Here is an 18,000-nt window from a genome sequence, read left to right as displayed (position 1 = left end):
ACTACTGAACCCTGGGCTCGCCGTGACACCGTCGTTCCCACAAATCATCAATCCGCACAAGTGACCCGAGTCACCACATTTCGTCACAGAAGCCACCCTGTCCGTCGCCCCGACTAGGCTTACGGCGTGGCAGATCCGGCGACCTATCGGCCCGCGCCCGGCTCCGTCCCCGAGTCACCCGGGGTGTACCGCTTCCGCGACGGGACCGGCCGGGTCATCTACGTGGGCAAGGCTAAGAGCCTCCGCGCCCGGCTCAACTCCTACTTCGCCGACTTCGCGGGGCTGCATCCGCGCACCCAGACCATGCTGCAGACCGCCACGGGCGTCGACTGGACGGTCGTGGGCACCGAGGTCGAGGCGCTGCAGCTGGAGTACTCCTGGATCAAGGAGTTCGACCCGCGGTTCAACGTCAAGTACCGCGACGACAAGTCCTATCCGTACCTCGCGGTGACCATGCACGAGGACGTCCCGCGCGTGCAGGTCATGCGCGGCGCGAAGAAGAAGGGCGTCCGCTACTTCGGCCCCTACTCCCACGCGTGGGCGATCCGCGAGACCGTCGACCAGCTGCTGCGGGTCTTCCCGGTGCGCACCTGCTCGGCCGGGGTCTTCCAGCGGCAGCGCCGGATGGACCGGCCGTGCCTGCTCGGCGACATCGGCAAGTGCTCGGCGCCGTGCGTCGGCCGGGTGACCGAGCAGGCCCACCGGGAGCTCGCCGAGGACTTCTGCGACTTCATGGCGGGCGACACGGCCCGGTTCATCAAGGCGCTCGAGAAGGACATGAAGGCGTCCGCGGCCGACCAGGAGTACGAGCGCGCGGCCCGCCTGCGCGACGACATCCGGGCCCTGCAGCGGGCGCTGGAGAAGCAGTCGGTGGTGCTGGGCGACACGACCGACTGCGACGTCGTCGCCTTCGCCGACGACCAGCTCGAGGCCGCCGCCCAGGTCTTCTACGTGCGCGGCGGGCGCATCCGCGGCCAGCGCGGCTGGGTGGTCGACAAGGTCGACGACGTCACGACCGGCGAGCTCGTCGAGCAGTTCCTGCTGCAGATGTACGGTGAGGCCGCGCCGGAGGCGGTGCCCCGCGAGATCCTGGTCCCCGCGCTGCCGCCCGACACCGACGCGGTCGTGGAGCTGCTGGCCGAGCACCGGGGCGGCCGGGTCGACCTGCGCGTGCCCCAGCGGGGCGACAAGAAGACGCTGATGGAGACCGTCGAGCGCAACGCCGTCGAGGCGTTCAAGCAGCACAAGACGCGCCGCGCGACCGACCTGACGACCCGCAGCAAGGGCCTGCAGGAGCTGCAGGACGCCCTCGACCTGGACCAGGCGCCGCTGCGCATGGAGTGCTACGACGTCTCGAACCTCCAGGGCACCAACGTCGTCGCGTCGATGGTGGTCTTCGAGGACGGCCTGGCGCGCAAGAGCGAATACCGGCGATTCTCCATCAAGACGGTCGAGGGCCAGGACGACGTCCGCTCGATCCACGAGGTGATCCGCCGCCGGTTCAAGCGCTACCTGGAGGAGACCGAGAAGACCGGCGAGCTGGACGTCCTGGGCGAGCCGGAGGCCGGCGGGCCGATCGACCCGGAGACGGGCCGGCCCCGCAGGTTCGCCTATCCGCCCAACCTCGTGGTCGTCGACGGCGGCCCGCCGCAGGTCGCGGCCGCCCAGCGGGCGCTCGACGAGCTCGGCATCGACGACGTGGACGTGTGCGGCATCGCCAAGCGCCTGGAGGAGCTCTGGCTGCCCGACGAGGAGGACCCGGTCATCCTGCCGCGCAACAGCGAGGCGATGTACCTCGTTCAGCGGCTGCGGGACCAGGCGCACGACTTCGCCATCCGGTATCACCGGACCAAGCGCAGCAAGGGCATGCTCGTCAGCGAGCTCGACGACGTCCCCGGCCTGGGGCCGGGCCGCCGCAAGGCGCTGATCAAGCACTTCGGATCCGTGAAGATGCTCAAGCAGGCCGGCCCCGACCAGATCGCCGAGGTTCCTGGCATCGGGCGCCGCACGGCTGAGAACATCGTCGCGGCGCTGCACGCCCACGACGGGGCGGTGACCGGCGCGCAGGACGGGGGAGAAGAGACGTGAACCACGCGACAGGGGCCAATCTGCCGGGCGGCCCGCAAGTGCCCGACATTGTGATCATCACCGGGATGTCCGGGGCGGGGCGGAGCACGGCCGCCAAGTCACTGGAGGACCTGGACTGGTTCGTCGTCGACAACCTGCCGCCCGGCCTGCTGGCGACGATGGCCGACCTCGCCGAGCGCGGCCAGGGGGCGGTGCCGCGCATCGCGGTCGTCGTCGACGTGCGCAGCCGGGCCTTCACGACCGACCTGCAGTCGGCCTTCGACGACCTAGAGGCGCGCGGCGCGCACCCCCGGGTGGTCTACCTGGAGGCGTCCGACGACGTCCTCGTCCGCCGTTTCGAGAGCGTACGCCGGCCGCACCCGCTGCAGGGCGACGGCCGGATCGTCGACGGCATCGCCCGCGAGCGCGAGCTGCTGCGCGACGTCCGTGCCGAGGCGGATCTCGTCCTCGACAGCAGCGCGCTGAACGTCCACGAGCTGCGCGCCAAGATCGTGGAGTTCTTCGGCGGCGAGGCGGGGGAGTCGAGCCTGCGTGCGACCGTCGTCTCCTTCGGCTACAAGTACGGCCTGCCCGTCGACGCCGACCTCGTGGTCGACTGCCGGTTCCTGCCGAACCCGCACTGGATCCCCGAGCTGCGCCCGCAGAACGGACGGGACGCGGCGGTGCGCGACTACGTGCTGTCCCGGCCGGGGGCCAAGGAGTTCCTCGACGCCTACACCGAGGTGCTGCGGCTGCTCGCCGAGGGGTACGAGCGCGAGGGCAAGCACTACGTCACGCTCGCCGTCGGCTGTACCGGCGGCAAGCACCGCAGCGTCGCGATGGCCGAGCAGTTCGGCGCCCGGCTGGGCGATGAGGGGCTCGAGGTAAGGGTCGTCCACCGGGATCTGGGACGGGAATAACCACACGTGACTTCCCCCAAGGTCGTCGCCCTCGGCGGAGGGCACGGATTGTTCGCCTCGCTGTCCGCGCTGCGCCGGGTGACCGACCGGCTCACGGCCGTCGTGACCGTCGCCGACGACGGTGGCTCCAGCGGCCGGCTGCGCCGGGAGCTCGGCGTGCTGCCGCCCGGGGACCTGCGCATGGCGCTGGCCGCGCTGTGCCGCGACGACGACTGGGGGCGAACCTGGAGCGAGGTCGTCCAGCATCGCTTCCGCAGCGAGGGCGAGCTGCACGGGCACGCGATGGGCAACCTGCTCATGGTCGCGCTGTGGGAGCTGCTCGACGATCCGGTCGCGGGCCTGGACTGGATGGGACGGCTGCTGGGCGCGCAGGGCCGGGTGCTGCCCATGGCGTCCGTGCCGCTCGACATCGTCGCGGAGGTCCGGGGCGCCGACCCGGAGCGGCCGCAGGAGATCACCCACGTCCAGGGCCAGGTGGCCTGCGCCAAGACGCCGGGACAGGTGCTCAGCGTCTCGTTGGTCCCACCGGACCCGCCCGCGTCCCCGGACGCCCTGCGCGCCATCGAGGAGGCCGACTGGGTCGTCTTCGGGCCCGGCTCCTGGTTCACCAGCGTGCTGCCCCACCTGAAGGTGCCGGAGCTGGCGAGTGCCCTGCTGCGCACGCCGGCCCGGCGGATCGTCGCGCTCAACCTCGAACCCCAGCCCGGCGAGACCGACGACTTCTCGCCGCAGCGGCACCTGGAGGTGCTGCGGGCGCACGCCCCCGACCTCAGGGTCGATATCGTCCTCGCCGACCGGAACGTCGTTGAGGAGCGCGATGTCGTTGAAAAGGCGGCACGTACCCTCGGAGGGACGCTGGTGCTGGCCGACGTGGCGGCGGGAGATGGATCTCCACGGCATGATCCGGCACGGTTGGCCCAAGCGTTCGCACAGATCTTTGTCAGCGGCCACTGTCCCCGGCAAGATTCGGCGAGACTGCCCTGACGGGATGATGGCTACAGGGGGAGGATCACATCCATGGCGATGACCGGCGTGGTGAAGGACGAGCTGAGCAGGCTGTCCGTCATGAAGCCGTGCTGCCGCAAGTCCGAGGTGTCGACGCTGCTGCGCTTCGCCGGAGGGCTGCACATTGTCAGCGGGCGCATCGTGATCGAGGCGGAGCTCGACACCGGAGCCGCGGCGCGACGTCTGCGCAAGGACCTCGCGGAGGTCTTCGGGCACAGCTCCGACGTGGTGGTGCTGGCGCCGAGCGGCCTGCGCAAGGGCAACCGGTACGTCGTCCGAGTGTTCCGCGACGGTGAGTCCCTGGCGCGCCAGACCGGGCTGATCGACAACAACGGCCGCCCGGTCCGCGGCCTGCCCCGGCACGTCGTGTCCGGCGGCGCCTGCGACGCCGAGTCGGCGTGGCGGGGGGCGTTCCTGGCGCACGGCTCGCTGACCGAGCCCGGCCGTTCCATGTCCCTCGAGGTGACCTGCCCCGGGCCCGAGGCGGCCCTGGCGCTGGTCGGCGCGGCGCGGCGACTGAGGATCCACGCCAAGGCGCGCGAGGTGCGGGGCGTGGACCGCGTCGTCGTCCGCGACGGCGACGCGATCTCGGCGCTGCTGACCCGGCTGGGCGCGCACGACTCGGTGCTCGCCTGGGAGGAGCGCCGGATGCGCCGGGAGGTGCGCGCGACCGCGAACCGCCTGGCCAATTTCGACGACGCGAACCTCCGTCGCTCCGCGCGGGCGGCGGTCGCGGCCGGGGCGCGGGTCGCGCGCGCCCTGGAGATCCTCGCCGACGACGCGCCCGAGCACCTCGTGGCCGCCGGCCGGCTGCGGCTGGAGCACAAGCAGGCGTCGCTGGAGGAGCTCGGACAGCTCGCCGACCCGCCGTTGACCAAGGACGCCATCGCCGGCCGGATCCGCCGCCTGCTGGCCATGGCCGACAAGCGCGCCATGGATCAGGGCATCGCCGGCACCGAGGCGAACGTCACCGCCGACATGCTCGCGCCCTGATCGGTCGGGCGGATTCCCATAGCTCACTGACGGGCCCGTGGACGCCCTGATCGGTCGCGCGGGCGGTGCCCGGACCTCGCCGACGGGCCGTGCGCGCCCTGATCCGGCGGATCCGCCGATCCCGGTGATCCGCGTCCGGGATCCGGTGGAGAAATCTCGGCGGAGGATGTCGAGGGCCGCCCGCCGGCCCCGACCACCTGGCGAGAGACGCCCGATGGGGGCGTCCGGAGCGAAGGGCGACGAGCGTGAAGTACATGATCCTGATCTACGGCAACCAGGAGCTGTGGGAGTCGTTCCCGGAGGAGGAGTTCGCCAAGGCCGTCGCGGCGCAGGACGCGTTCAACCGGAAGTACGCCGAGACCGGCGAACTGCTGGGCGCGTACGGCAACGCGGACGCGGCCCAGGCGAAGGTCGTGCGGGTGCGCGACGGCGTGCCGGCGGTGACCGACGGTCCGTACCTGGAGACCAAGGAGTACCTGGCGAGCTGGTACCTGATCGACGTGGACGGGGAGCGGCGCGCGCTGGAGATCGCCGCCGAGCTGCCGTTCGCCTCGACGCGCGCGGTCGAGGTCTGGCCGATCCTGCACGAGGCCGCCGGGAACACTCTGTGACCTTTGCCGGGGCGCCGTCCGACGAGCCGCTCGAGGACCTGCTGCGCCGCCTGGCGCCGCAGGTCCTCGGGGCCCTCATGCGCCGCTACGGCCGCTTCGACGGCTGCGAGGACGCCGTTCAGGAGGCGCTGCTCGCCGCCGCCGCCCAGTGGCCCGCCGAGGGCGTCCCGGACAATCCGTACGGCTGGCTGGCCACCGTCGCCACGAGGCGGTTCACCGACCGGGTCCGCAGCGACGCGGCGCGCCGGCGGCGGGAGGACGCCGACCTCCTCGCCACTCCGCCCGCACTCCTGGTCGCGGCCGCCGCCGACCAGCGGCCTTCGGGCGGGCACGACGACAGCCTGACGCTGCTGTTCCTGTGCTGCCATCCCGCCCTCTCGCCGCCGACGCAGGTCGCGCTGACGCTGCGGGCGGTCGGCGGGCTCGGCACCGCCGAGATCGCCCGCGCCTTCTTCGTCCCCGAGCCGACCATGGCCCAGCGCATCAGCCGGGCCAAGCAGACGATCCGCAAGGCGGGCGCGAGATTCGAGCTCCCGCCGCCGGCCGAACGCCCCGAACGGCTCCGGGCGGTGCTGCACGTCCTGTACCTGATGTTCAACGAGGGCTACACCGTCAGCGCCGGTCCCGATCTGCAGCGGCACGACCTGACCGCCGACGCCCTGCGCCTGACCCGCCTGCTGCGCCGGCTGCTGCCGGACGACGGCGAGGTCGCCGGGCTGCTGGCCCTCATGCTCCTGACCGAGGCCCGCCGTGACGCCCGTACGCGCCCGGACGGCTCGCTCGTCCCCCTGGCCGAGCAGGACCGCGGCCGCTGGGACCGGGGCCTCATCACCGAAGGCGTCGCCCTCATCACCGCGACGCTGTCCCGCACCCGCGAGCTCGGGCCGTACCAGATCCAAGCGGCCATCGCCGCGGTCCATGACGAGGCCGAGCGGGTCGAGGACACCGACTGGCCGCAGGTCCTGGCGCTGTACGAGCTGCTGGAGCGCGTCGCGCCGAACCCGATGACCACCCTGGGCCGGGCGGTCGCCGTCGCCATGGTGCACGGTCCGCGGCACGGCCTGGACCTGGTCGCCGGCCTGGAGGCCGACGACCGCGTGGCGCGCCACCACCGGCTCCATGCCGTACGGGCCCACCTGCTGGAGACCGCGGGCCGCCGGCAGGAGGCCCTGGACGCGTACCGGACCGCCGCCCGGTACGCGACGAGCGTGCCGGAGAAGCGCTATCTCGACGCCCGCGCGGGCCGGCTCGCGTCCGCCGGCCCCGGCGGGTGACCCACGCCGGGTCGGGGCGGTGGTCGTACCGGCGACGTACTCGGCGAGGCACCGCGGTGACGGGCGATCCTCGGCGCCGTGGTGGTCGCCCCCGTCGGCGACGGCCTGGAGTGATGCGAATCACTAGGGGACGTATGGGGCGATCTGTATCGATTTGGTCTAGACCATTAGGTCTAGACCAATTACGCTGGGCATGGTCCGCCGCCCGCCATTCGGATGTTGGCTCCCGGCAGGGCGGCGGACCGGTCGTTCCGGCCCGGTGGTTACAGTCACGTCACGACGGGTTCGGTAGGGTCGACCACGAGAGCACACGTCAGGTTCACAGGCCCCTGGGTGCCTCCGGGGGCGCGAAGCATGAGGAGATCGGTGCCGTGACCATCCGGGTTGGCGTTAACGGCTTCGGCCGCATCGGCCGTAACTTCTGGCGAGCGCTGAACGCCGCCGGTGGCGATGTCGAGATCGTGGCGGTCAACGACCTCACCGACAACGCCACGCTCGCCCACCTGCTGAAGTACGACAGCATCCTCGGCCGGCTGTCCGAAGAGGTGAAGGCCGGCGCGGACGAGATCACCGTGGGCGGCAAGTCCATCAAGGCCTTCGCCGAGCGTGACCCGGCCAAGCTGCCCTGGGGCGACCTGGGCGTCGACATCGTCATCGAGTCGACCGGCCTGTTCACCGACGCCAACAAGGCGAAGGTCCACGTCGAGAACGGCGCGAAGAAGGTCATCATCTCCGCGCCGGCCAAGAACGAGGACGTCACGATCGTGATGGGCGTGAACGACGACGCCTACGACCCGGCGCTCCACACGGTCATCTCGAACGCGTCCTGCACCACCAACTGCCTGGGCCCGATGGCCAAGGTCATCCACGACACGTTCGGCATCGAGCGCGGTCTGATGACCACGATCCACGCCTACACCCAGGACCAGAACCTTCAGGACGGCCCGCACAAGGACCTGCGCCGCGCCCGCGCCGCCGCCCTGAACATCGTCCCGACCAGCACCGGCGCCGCCAAGGCCATCGGCCTCGTGCTGCCGCAGCTCAAGGGCAAGCTCGACGGCTACGCGCTGCGCGTTCCGGTGCCGACCGGCTCGGCCACCGACCTCACCGTCACGGTGGGCCGCGAGACCAGCGTCGAGGAGGTCAACGCGGCGCTGCGCGACGCGGCCGAGGGCCCGCTGCGCGGGATCCTCACCTACACCGAGGACCCGATCGTCTCCAGCGACATCGTCACCGACCCGGCGTCCTGCATCTTCGACTCCGGGCTCACCAAGGTGATCGGCGACCAGGTCAAGGTCGTCGGCTGGTACGACAACGAGTGGGGCTACTCCAACCGCCTCGTCGACATCACCAAGCTGGTGGGCTCCCGTCTCTGAGCCGAGGGCGGCGGGCGCGCGCCGAGTGATCGGCGCGAGTGCGCCGTGAGCCGGTGACGGCGAACCCACGAACGAGCGCAGCAGGTCCCGGACCTGCTGCGCTCGTTCCGACACGACCAGGAGTGCGATCAATGAGCATGTCCACGATCGACGATCTCGGCGACGTGCGCGGTAAGCGGGTGCTGGTCCGTTCGGACCTCAACGTTCCGCTGCAGGACGGCGTGATCGGGGATGACGGCCGGATCCGGGCCAGCGTCCCGACCATCAACAAGCTCGCCGACAAGGGCGCGCGCGTCATCGTCTGCGCCCACCTCGGCCGCCCCAAGGGGCAGGTGAAGCCGGAGTTCTCGCTGGCGCCCGTCGCCGAGCGGCTGGGCGAGCTGCTGGGCCGCGAGGTCCGCTTCGCCACCGACACCGTCGGTGACTCCGCGCGGGCCACCGTCGACGCGCTCCAGGACGGCGAGGTCGCCCTCCTGGAGAACCTCCGCTTCGAGGCCGGTGAGACCAGCAAGGACGACGCCGAGCGCGGCGAGTTCGCCGACCGCCTGGCCGCGCTCGCCGAGCTGTACGTCGGCGACGGCTTCGGCGCCGTGCACCGCAAGCACGCCAGCGTCTACGACGTGCCGCAGCGGCTCCCGCACGCGGCCGGCGGCCTCATCGCCGCCGAGGTCGACGTGCTCCGCCGCCTCACCGGCGACCCCGCCCGGCCGTACGTCGTCGTCCTGGGCGGCGCGAAGGTCTCCGACAAGCTCGGCGTCATCGCCAACCTCCTCGGCAAGGTCGACCGCCTGATCATCGGCGGCGGCATGGCGTACACCTTCCTGAAGGCCCAGGGCCACGAGGTCGGCAAGTCGCTGCTGCAGGAGGACCAGCTCGACCAGGTCCGCGGGTTCATCGAGGAGGCGGCCAAGCGCGACGTCGACCTCGTCCTGCCGGTCGACGTGCTGGCGGCCACCGAGTTCGCCCCCGACGCGGAGCACGAGGCCGTCGAGGCCACCGCGATCCCGGCCGACCGCGAGGGCCTGGACATCGGCCCGCGCACCCGTGAGCTGTTCGCGAGCAAGCTCGCCGACGCGGCCACCGTCTTCTGGAACGGCCCGATGGGCGTGTTCGAGTTCGACGCCTTCGCCGGCGGCACCCGCGCGGTGGCGGAGGCCCTGATCGCCTCGGACGCGTTCACCGTGGTCGGCGGCGGCGACTCGGCCGCGGCCGTGCGCAAGCTCGGCCTCGACGAGGACGGCTTCTCCCACATCTCGACCGGTGGCGGCGCGAGCCTCGAGTACCTCGAGGGCAAGACGCTGCCCGGCCTGTCCGTCCTGGAGGACTGATCGTGGCATCGAAACCCGCCCCGCAGCAGCGGAAGCCGCTCATCGCCGGCAACTGGAAGATGAACCTCACCCACTTCGAGGGCATCGCGCACGTCCAGAAGGTCGCCTTCGGCCTCAAGGACGCCGACTACGAGGCGGTGGACGTCGCGATGCTGCCGCCGTTCACCTTCATCCGCAGCATTCAGATGCTCGTGGACGCCGACAAGCTCAAGCTCGTGTACGGCGCGCAGGACGTCTCGCCGCACGAGAAGGGCGCCTACACCGGCGAGATCTCCGCCGCGATGCTCGCCAAGCTCGGCTGCACGTACGTCCTGGCCGGGCACTCCGAGCGCCGCCAGTACCACCACGAGGACGACACGCTCGTCAACGCCAAGGTGAAGGCGGCCCTCAAGGACGACCTGACGCCGATCCTGTGCGTCGGCGAGGGTCTGGAGGTCCGCAAGGCCGGCGAGCACCTGTCCCACACGCTCGCCCAGGTCGAAGGCGGTCTGCAGAAGGTCCCGGCCGACCAGGCGCAGCGCATCGTGATCGCGTACGAGCCGGTGTGGGCGATCGGCACCGGCGAGGTCGCCACGCCGGAAGACGCGCAGGAGGTCTGCGGCGCGATCCGCACGCGGCTGGCCGAGCTGTACAGTGGAGACCTCGCCGATCAGGTCCGCATCCTCTACGGGGGCTCCGTCAAGGGCGGCAACATCGCCGGCATCATGGCGAAGCCGGACATCGACGGAGCGCTCGTCGGTGGAGCGAGCCTGGACGCGGGGGAGTTCGTCAAGATCTGCAGGTATCGCGAGCTACCCGTGTGATCTTGCGCATCAGACTGCGCGTTTCTGCTGAACCACGCGGTGGAACGTCGTACCCTCGATAGCGGATGACCTGAATACGCGAACATTCCCCGCGAGCAGCGGGGTGAATCACGAAAGCGCTGAACTGCTGTGATCATCACAATCTCCATCGTGCTCATCATCACGAGCGCGCTGATGGTGCTGCTCGTCCTCCTGCACAAGGGGAAGGGCGGTGGGCTGTCGGACCTGTTCGGCGGCGGCATCAGCTCGTCGCTCGGCGGGTCGTCCGTGGTCGAGCGGAACCTCGACCGGTTCACGATCGGCGCGGGCGTGATCTGGTTCGCGTCGATCATCGCGCTGGGTCTGCTGCTCAAGCACGGCCATCACGGCTGAGTACGAGCCAAACCCGCAGTGTGTTGACGGCCGCCGCTTCGCGCAGCGGCGGCAAAGGAAGCGAGGAGTAGTCCGTGGGTAGTGGCAACGCTATTCGGGGTAGCCGAGTCGGTGCTGGCCCGATGGGAGAGGCCGAGCGTGGTGAGGCGGCCCCGCGCGTCTGGGTGAGCTTCTACTGCGCGAACCGGCATGAGTCCCGGCCGAGTTTCGCGACCGACGTCGCGGTTCCCGACCAGTGGGACTGTCCCCGGTGCGGGTTCCCCGCCGGTAAGGACCCCGAGAACCCGCCGGCGCCGCCGCGCAATGAGCCCTACAAGACGCATCTCGCCTACGTGAAGGAGCGGCGCAGCGACGCCGACGGCGAGGCCATCCTCGAGGAGGCGCTGGCCAAGCTGCGCGCCGAGCGCGCCGCCATCCACGCGGCGATGCAGCGCGCTCGCAACTAGCTCCGCGTATCGCAGCACCGTTCGGCCCGGTCCCGCCTCGGCGGAACCGGGCCGAACGCGTCCCGCGCGAAATCCCGATCGACGGCGGAGCCGTCCGTTAGGATGTGATCCGCGACTGGCGCATGAGGTGGAGTTCACCACCGGGGAGCGAACAGATCTGGCACCGCGCGCCTGGGTGCTGGGAGCCCGTATCTGGAGGCCCCATGCACCAGCCGCCCCTGTCCCACCTCACCGCCGCCGATCCCGACGTGGCCGGGCTGATCGAGGCCGAGGCGCAACGGCAGCACGACAAGATCCGCCTCATCGCCTCGGAGAACTACGTCTCGCCCGCCGTGCTGGAGGCGACCGGCTCCGTCCTCACCAACAAGTACTCCGAGGGCTATCCCGGCAAGCGCTACTACGAGGGCCAGCAGGTCGTCGACCCCGTCGAGGAACTGGCCAAGGCGCGTGCCCGCGAGTTGTTCGGCGCCGCCCACGCCAACGTCCAGCCGTACTCCGGCTCGCCTGCCAACCTGGCCGTCCACCTGGCGTTCCTGAACCCGGGCGACACGTTCCTGTCGCTGGAGCTCGCCCACGGCGGTCACCTCACCCACGGGTCGCCCGTGTCGATCACCGGCAAATGGCTGCGGCCGGTGCACTACGGCGTGGGCCGCGAGACCGGCCGGATCGACCTGGACGAGGTACGCGACCTCGCTCGTGCGGAACGCCCGAAGGTCATCCTCTGCGGCGGCACCGCGATCCCGCGGACGATCGACTTCCCAGCGTTCGCCGAGATCGCCCGCGAGGTCGGCGCCGTCCTCGTCGCGGACATCGCGCACATCGCCGGGCTCGTCGCGGGCGGCGCGCACCCGTCGCCGGTCGGGCACGCGGACGTCATCACCACGACGACGCACAAGACCCTGCGCGGCCCGCGCGGCGCCATGATCCTGACGACCGAGGAGCACGCCACCGCGATCGACAAGGCGGTCTTCCCCGGCCTGCAGGGCGGCCCGCACAACCACACGACCGCCGCGATCGCGGTGGCGCTGAAAGAGGCCGCCCAGGAGGATTTCAAGGCGTACTCCCGCCAGATCGTCGCGAACGCCCGGGCCCTTGCCGCCGCGCTGACCGAGCGCGGGTTCGACCTCGTCTCCGGTGGGACCGACAACCACCTCATCCTGATCGACCTCACGAACAAGGAGATCGGCGGCAAGCCGGCGGCCAAGGCGCTCGACCGTGCGGGCATCGAGCTGAACTTCAACACGGTGCCCTTCGACCCGCGCAAGCCGTGGAACCCGTCGGGCATCCGGCTCGGCACCGCCGCGATCACGACTCGCGGCCTCACCGAGGAGCACATGCCGTTCGTCGCGGCGTCGATCGACCAGGCCGTCGCGTCCGCCGACGACGAGGCGGCCCTCGACAAGGTCGCCGCGGAGATCCGCGAGCTGCTCGGGGGTTTCCCCATGCCCGGCTGGGCCGCGACGCCCTGACCCGCGACCGATGAGAAGGACCCGGCAGCCGACGGCACGCCGGGTTCTTCCCTCATGTCCCGAGAGAAGCGCTGATCCCGGCGCCCGTCCCTGCCCCCGCTCCGTCGCGCGGTGAGCCGACGAGCCTGGCGGCGCCGCCGCCAGGCTCGTCCTCGCCGATGGGCCGGTCCGTCAGATCGCGCGGGCCGGCTGGTTCTTGTCGTTCTGGCGGGCCAGCTCGATGAGCAGCAGCACCTGGGCCAGGCAGGCGTTCTCGAAGTCGCCCAGGTGCAGGCTCTCGTCGAGGCCGTGCGCCCGGCAGTCGGGGTCGGAGCCCGCGCTGGTGACGAGGATCGCGGCGTCGGGAAAGGCGTCGGCGAACTCCGCGATGAACGGGATCGTCCCGCCGATCCCGACGTGGACGAGGTCGCCGCCGTACGCCAGGCCGTAGGCGCTGCGGGCCGCCTCGAACGCCGGGCCCGTGGTGTCGACGGCGTACGGCCGGCCGGCCTTGCCCGCGGTGACCTCGACCTCGACGCCCCAGGGAGCACGGTCGCGCAGGTGCTCGATCAGCTTCCGCTGCGCGGCCGGGGCGTCCTCGCCCGGCGCGAGGCGGAGGCTGACCTTGGCGCGGGCCGTCGCGGTGAGCGTGTTGGACGCCTTGGCGACCGGGGTCGCGTCGATGGCCAGCACGGTCAGCGCGGGCTTCGTCCAGATGCGTTCGGCGACGGTGCCGTCGCCCAGCAGCCGGACTCCGTCGAGCAGGCCCGCCTCGGCGCGGAACCGCTCCTCCGGGTAGTCCACCGCGGGCGCGGGCGCCGAGACGAGGCCCTCGACGGCGACCCGGCCCTCGTCGTCGTGGAGGGTGGCCAGCAGGCGGCACAGCGCGGTCAGGGCGTCTGGGGTGGCCCCGCCGTAGATGCCGGAGTGCACGCTGTGCTCCAGTGCCCGTACCTCGACGATGACGTCGGTCATCCCACGGAGGGTCGTCGTGAGGGACGGCGTGCCGACGTCGAGGTTCGTGGAGTCGGCGAGGACGCAGACGTCCGCGGTGAGCTTGTCGCGGTGCCGTTCCAGGAACGCGCCCAGCGTCGGCGAGCCGATCTCCTCCTCACCCTCGACGAAGACCGTGACGCCGACCGGCGGCCGGCCGCCGAAGAACCGGAGCACGGCCAGGTGGGCGGCGATGCCCGCCTTGTCGTCGGCCGAGCCACGGGCGAACAGGCGCCCGTCCCGCTCCTCCGGCTCGAACGGCGGGCTCGTCCAGCCGCCGGGGTCACCGGTCGGCTGGACGTCGTGGTGCGCGTACAGCAGCACGGTCGGCATGTCCGGCGGCGCCGGGAAGTGCGCGACGACCGCGGGGCGGCCGCCCTCGATGTCGTCGAGGATCTCCACGTCGGCCGCGCCCGCCTCCTTCAGCAGCCGCGCGGTCAGCTCCGCCGAACGCCGTACGTCCGCCGCGTGGGCGGGATCGGCGCTGACGGAGGGGATCCGGATCAGGGCGTCGAGGTCGGACCGTACGCCGGGCAGGAGCTTGCTCAGGGTCTGCCGAACGTCGTCGCGCATGGAGGCGTCATCCTTCGCGTTCGATGCGGCCGGGATCGTCCGCATGTCGATCAGGGAGGCGGCGTGCTCGGCGATGTCGGCCGCGGCCCGCCGGTCGGGGCCGGTCGCCAGGACGTACCCGGCTCGTCCCCGGAAGTCGGTGAGGGAGGGCATCACGTCGCCGACCCGGTTCAGCTCGCCGATGCGGACGACGCCGTCGACGGCGGTGGCCTCGTCCAGCCCGGTGATCGCGACGATCCGGCCGGGAGGCGGGGTCAGGAGCCGTACGGCGCACGTCGCGGCCGGCACGTCGAAGGGGGCCGGCAGCCGGTCGTACGCGTAGGCCAGGGCGGTGGCCTCGGCCATGTCGACGCCGACGACCAGCTCGAGCATCTCCCAGTACCGGGCCCCGCCCCAGCGAGGGTTGATCTCGACCACGGTGGCCCGGTCGCCGTCGATCATGACCTCGGTGTTGGTGGGGCCCCACATGTAGCCGATGGCGTCGAGGGCGGCGAACACGGCCTCGGTGGCCGTCTTGACGACCTCGGGCGGGTGCTCACCCGGCATCTGGTGCGCGATCTCGACGAAGTGCGGCGGTCCCGACGTGTGCTTGGCGGGGACGATGAGCGCGCGGTGCCGCCCGCCGGCGCTCATCGTCTCGACGCTGGTCTCCAGCCCGGTGAGGAACTCCTCGGCGAGCACGCCCGCCGTGCGGGACTCGGGCGCGGTGTGCGCCCAGGCGTTCGGGATGTCGTCCGGAGTCCGGACGAGGGCGACGCCCCGGCCCCCGTTGCCGTCGGCCGGCTTCAGGAGGACGCCTCCGGGACAGGTGTCGAGGAACTCGCGTACCTCCTCGACGTCGGTGCAGACGCGGTGGGCGATCGTCTCGACGCCGCGCTCGGCGAGCCGGCGCCGCATCGCCGCCTTGTCCTGCGCGAGCGTCACGGCCTCGACCGGGTTCACCCGGACACCGAGGGCCTCGCCCACGATCGCGGTGGGCAGCAGCGCGTGCTCGGTGGCCGCGATCATCGCGTCGATCGGCCGCCAGGCGTGGATCTCCCGGGCGCAGGCCAGCAGCGCGTCGACGTCGGTGACGTCGGTGCTGAACGTCCGCAGCGCGAGCTTGCGTTCGAAGGTCTCGTCGGTGCCGGTGCGCACGATGGCGGTCAGCGTGACGGGCACACCGAGGAGCTTGCCGATGATCTCGGGACGCGCCCCGACGAACACCAGGTGAGGGAACATCTTCGGTCCGGTCCAATCGTGTCGTGAAGTCAGGGCGTGGTGGTCGTCTCCGCCGCGACGGTCGGCCGCTCGTGCCGGACGCGTTCCCGTTCGGCCCACCGCGAGACCCGCGGGGACACCGCCCCGGCGGCCGCGAGGACGACGCCGAGCACGATCCAGCCCGTACGCCCGGTGGGCAGGACGAGGGCGGTGATGATGAACGGGCCGGTCACGTCGAGGAGCGAGGTCCCGAGGTTGAAGACCGACAGGAAGCGGGTGCGGGACGCCTCGGGGGACAGCAGCAGGGACAACCCCCAGGTGCCGGCCGCCTGCCACATCTCGGCGAAGGTCAGGGCGAGCGTGCCGACCACGAGGACGGCGCCGGCGGTCCAGGGCGCGATCGGCAGGTGACCGTCCGCCGCGACGAGCAGCAGGGCGCAGCAGAGGAGCATCCAGCCCGCGTTGCGCAGCGCCCGCGCCGCTCCGGTCGCGTCGTCGGTCTGCCGGGTCATCCGCACCTGCAGGAGGACGACGAGCACGGTGTTGATCGCGACCAGCACGCTGACCATCGGCTTGGGCACCAGGTGCCGCGAGACGATCCACAGCGGCAGGCCGATCGACAGGATGAACCGGTGCATGCTGAGCACCCCGGTCAGCACCGCCGAGACGAGGAACGCGGGGCGGGTGCGCACGCGGTCGGGCGCCTCGCCCTTCGGCTTGCGCACCGGCTTAGGCGGGTTCTGCAGCACGATGCCGCGCAGCAGCGCCGCGGCGAGGATGAACGACGCGGCGTTGCCGAGGACGACGCACAGCAGCGAGACGCGGCCGGGGGACAGCAGGGCGAGCGACGCGAGCAGCGCGCCGAGCGTGAACCCCGCGTTGCGGATGCTGCGCAGCGCGCCCGCCGTCTTGACCCGGTTCTGTTCTCCCACGGCGGAGGTGACGAACGACAGCAGGATCGGCTGGCTGGCCCGCTCCGCCAGACCCAGGAACACCGCGACCGCGACATATCCGGCGAAGTTGTGGATGAAGGCGTATCCGATGAAGGCCGCCGCCCGCCACAGCTGGATGCTCAGCAGGATCGCCCGCACGCCGATCCGGTCCGCGAGCGAGCCCCACAGCACGGATGAGAAGAGCCCGATGAAGGCGCCCAGCGTCAGGCCGCGTCCGATCTGCGTCGGCGTCAGGTGCAGGACGACGCTGAACAGCACGACCGACGCCGAGGTGAACGCGCCGTTGCCGGTGGAGTCGATGATCGAGACGATCAGCAGGCGCCGGGCGTTCGGGGACGCCCACGCGCCGTCCCCCAGGTTCGGCCGCCTCACCGGACCGTGACCCGGATCAGGCGGGCCGCGCTCTCGACGCGCTCCCACGCCTGGCCGGCGTCGTCGCCCACGGCCATGACGTGGCCGATCCGGTCGCGGGAGGCGCGGGGCGCGGCGACGCGGTCCCCCGGGGCGGCCGTGACCGTGGCGGCCCGCACGCCGGGCGCGGCGGTCGCCTCGTCGAGGCCGGTGACGCCGTCCAGGACACCGGACGTGGCCGTGAGGAACTTCACCGCCGCCGCGCGTACGGGCGTGGCCGGGATCGCGCCGACCGGTCCGTCACGGCCCATCAGCGAGGCGTACGCGCCGAGGAGCGGGAAATCGTACGCGATCCGGACCAAGTCGGTGATGCGGTCGCCCGCCAGCCGCCCGGCGCACTCGATCAGTACCGGGCCGGCCGCGGTGACCATCCACTCGCAGTGCAGGATGCCGAACTCGTACCCCGACGCGTCGACCAGGGTCTGTATCCCGTCGAGCAGGTCCTTCCGCACGGCCGCGCCGACCGGGGCGGGCACCACGTGTCCGATCTCGACCGGATGGCGGCCGGGCAGCACGCGCTTGTCGGTGACGCTGCCGAAGACGACCTTCCCGCCGGCCACGAGGCACTCGACGCTGACCTCCGAGCCGTGCAGGCGTTCCTCGACGAGGTAGCGCGTGAACGGCGGCGGGTCGAACCGTACGCGGCCCTCGGCCGTCGTCGTGTGCCGCCAGGCCTCGGCCAGGTCGTCCCCCGGGTCGAGGAGCACGACGCCCTGGCTGCCGGACCGCCCGGTCGGCTTGAGGACGAGCCCGCCGCCGCCCGGCCCGTCGCCGGCCAGCTCGCCCGCCGCCCTCTCCAGGCCGGCCAGGTCGTGCACCTCGCGCCACCGGGGGTTGGGAATCCCGGCGGCGTGGGCGACCTCGCGCAGCCGCAGCTTGTCCCGGAAGATCTCGGCCGCGTGTACGCCCGCGCCGGGCAGGCCGAGTTCGGCGGCGATGCGGGCCGAAGCCTCGGTCGTCATCTCGTCGATGGCCGGCAGCACCCGCTCGATCACGGTGCCGGCCGGCAGGGAGTCGATCAGGGCGCGGGGCTCGAACGGGCCGATGTAGTCGCAGGGCACGAGCGCCTCGACGGTCGGCAGGCTCTTCGCCTTCTCTCGCAGGCCGCGCTGCTCGATCACCTGCGGATGCTCGATGACCACCATGGTCTCGCCCGGCATCTGCTCCTGCAGGCTGCTGATCAGTTTGACTCCGCAGCCGATTACCAGTGTCGCCACGAGGCCCCTC

At 71.8% G+C, this 18,000-nt stretch carries 15 protein-coding genes and 1 riboswitch; of the genes, 12 read left to right on the top strand and 3 right to left on the bottom strand.

All coding sequences use genetic code 11. The annotated features are described in order from the left end of the window. The first annotated feature begins 126 nt into the window (after positions 1-126). From uvrC to ABD978_RS02245, 12 genes are all read left to right on the top strand, one after another. A complete protein-coding gene (gene uvrC / locus ABD978_RS02300; protein ID WP_345347345.1) occupies positions 127-2,088 on the top strand; it encodes an excinuclease ABC subunit UvrC in 1,962 nt (653 codons plus the stop codon). After that, entirely contained in the window at positions 2,085-2,987 is a 903-nt protein-coding gene (gene rapZ / locus ABD978_RS02295; protein WP_345347342.1) for an RNase adapter RapZ, read from the top strand. The genes uvrC and rapZ overlap by 4 nt, the downstream gene beginning before the upstream one ends. A gap of 6 nt (positions 2,988-2,993) precedes the next feature. Beyond that, the gene (locus tag ABD978_RS02290) at positions 2,994-3,971 is read left to right on the top strand and encodes a gluconeogenesis factor YvcK family protein (RefSeq protein ID WP_345347339.1); all 978 of its coding nucleotides are present in this window, start codon (positions 2,994-2,996) and stop codon (positions 3,969-3,971) included. Positions 3,972-4,004: 33 nt separating this feature from the next. Beyond that, positions 4,005-4,985 carry a DNA-binding protein WhiA gene (gene whiA / locus ABD978_RS02285; protein ID WP_345347336.1) on the top strand — a complete coding sequence of 327 codons (981 nt, stop codon included), beginning with the start codon at positions 4,005-4,007 and terminating at the stop codon, positions 4,983-4,985. A 254-nt stretch (positions 4,986-5,239) separates the two neighbouring features. Beyond that, positions 5,240-5,596, top strand: coding sequence for a YciI family protein (locus tag ABD978_RS02280; RefSeq protein WP_345347470.1), 357 nt, complete (start codon positions 5,240-5,242; stop codon positions 5,594-5,596). Next, positions 5,593-6,870: an RNA polymerase sigma factor gene (locus tag ABD978_RS02275; protein ID WP_345347333.1), complete on the top strand. Its 1,278-nt coding sequence runs from the start codon at positions 5,593-5,595 to the stop codon at positions 6,868-6,870. The genes ABD978_RS02280 and ABD978_RS02275 overlap by 4 nt, the downstream gene beginning before the upstream one ends. 371 nt (positions 6,871-7,241) lie before the next feature. Continuing rightward, positions 7,242-8,246 (top strand): type I glyceraldehyde-3-phosphate dehydrogenase, encoded by a 1,005-nt coding sequence (gene gap, locus ABD978_RS02270; protein ID WP_345347330.1) that lies wholly within the window; start codon positions 7,242-7,244, stop codon positions 8,244-8,246. A gap of 137 nt (positions 8,247-8,383) precedes the next feature. Continuing rightward, positions 8,384-9,574 (top strand): phosphoglycerate kinase, encoded by a 1,191-nt coding sequence (locus tag ABD978_RS02265; RefSeq protein WP_345347467.1) that lies wholly within the window; start codon positions 8,384-8,386, stop codon positions 9,572-9,574. Then, positions 9,571-10,377: a triose-phosphate isomerase gene (gene tpiA, locus ABD978_RS02260; protein ID WP_345347464.1), complete on the top strand. Its 807-nt coding sequence runs from the start codon at positions 9,571-9,573 to the stop codon at positions 10,375-10,377. The genes ABD978_RS02265 and tpiA overlap by 4 nt, the downstream gene beginning before the upstream one ends. 129 nt (positions 10,378-10,506) lie before the next feature. Further along, positions 10,507-10,749, top strand: coding sequence for a preprotein translocase subunit SecG (gene secG, locus ABD978_RS02255; RefSeq protein WP_345347327.1), 243 nt, complete (start codon positions 10,507-10,509; stop codon positions 10,747-10,749). Positions 10,750-10,823: 74 nt separating this feature from the next. Beyond that, positions 10,824-11,195, top strand: coding sequence for an RNA polymerase-binding protein RbpA (locus ABD978_RS02250; protein WP_345347324.1), 372 nt, complete (start codon positions 10,824-10,826; stop codon positions 11,193-11,195). Positions 11,196-11,296: 101 nt separating this feature from the next. Further along, positions 11,297-11,379, top strand: a riboswitch (ZMP/ZTP riboswitch). A gap of 19 nt (positions 11,380-11,398) precedes the next feature. Continuing rightward, positions 11,399-12,664, top strand: a complete 1,266-nt coding sequence (locus ABD978_RS02245; protein ID WP_345347321.1) for a serine hydroxymethyltransferase — start codon at positions 11,399-11,401, stop codon at positions 12,662-12,664. Positions 12,665-12,835: 171 nt separating this feature from the next. Here the strand turns inward: ABD978_RS02245 and ABD978_RS02240 are convergent, their stop codons facing one another. Genes ABD978_RS02240 through ABD978_RS02230 form a run of 3 tightly spaced genes read right to left on the bottom strand, consistent with a single transcriptional unit; the run spans position 12,836 to position 17,990 of the window. After that, on the bottom strand, positions 12,836-15,430 hold the full coding sequence (locus ABD978_RS02240; RefSeq protein WP_345347317.1) for a M20/M25/M40 family metallo-hydrolase: 2,595 nt from the start codon (positions 15,428-15,430) through the stop codon (positions 12,836-12,838). A gap of 29 nt (positions 15,431-15,459) precedes the next feature. Next, a complete protein-coding gene (locus tag ABD978_RS02235) occupies positions 15,460-16,734 on the bottom strand; it encodes an MFS transporter (RefSeq protein WP_345347314.1) in 1,275 nt (424 codons plus the stop codon). Beyond that, on the bottom strand, positions 16,731-17,990 hold the full coding sequence (locus ABD978_RS02230) for an ATP-grasp domain-containing protein (RefSeq protein WP_345347311.1): 1,260 nt from the start codon (positions 17,988-17,990) through the stop codon (positions 16,731-16,733). Before ABD978_RS02230 ends, ABD978_RS02235 begins: the two co-directional genes overlap by 4 nt. Positions 17,991-18,000 lie beyond the last annotated feature (10 nt).

Origin of the sequence: Actinoallomurus liliacearum, from assembly GCF_039542035.1 — a bacterium.
Lineage (GTDB): Bacteria > Actinomycetota > Actinomycetes > Streptosporangiales > Streptosporangiaceae > Actinoallomurus > Actinoallomurus liliacearum.
This window is presented reverse-complemented; position numbering and strand designations above follow the sequence as displayed.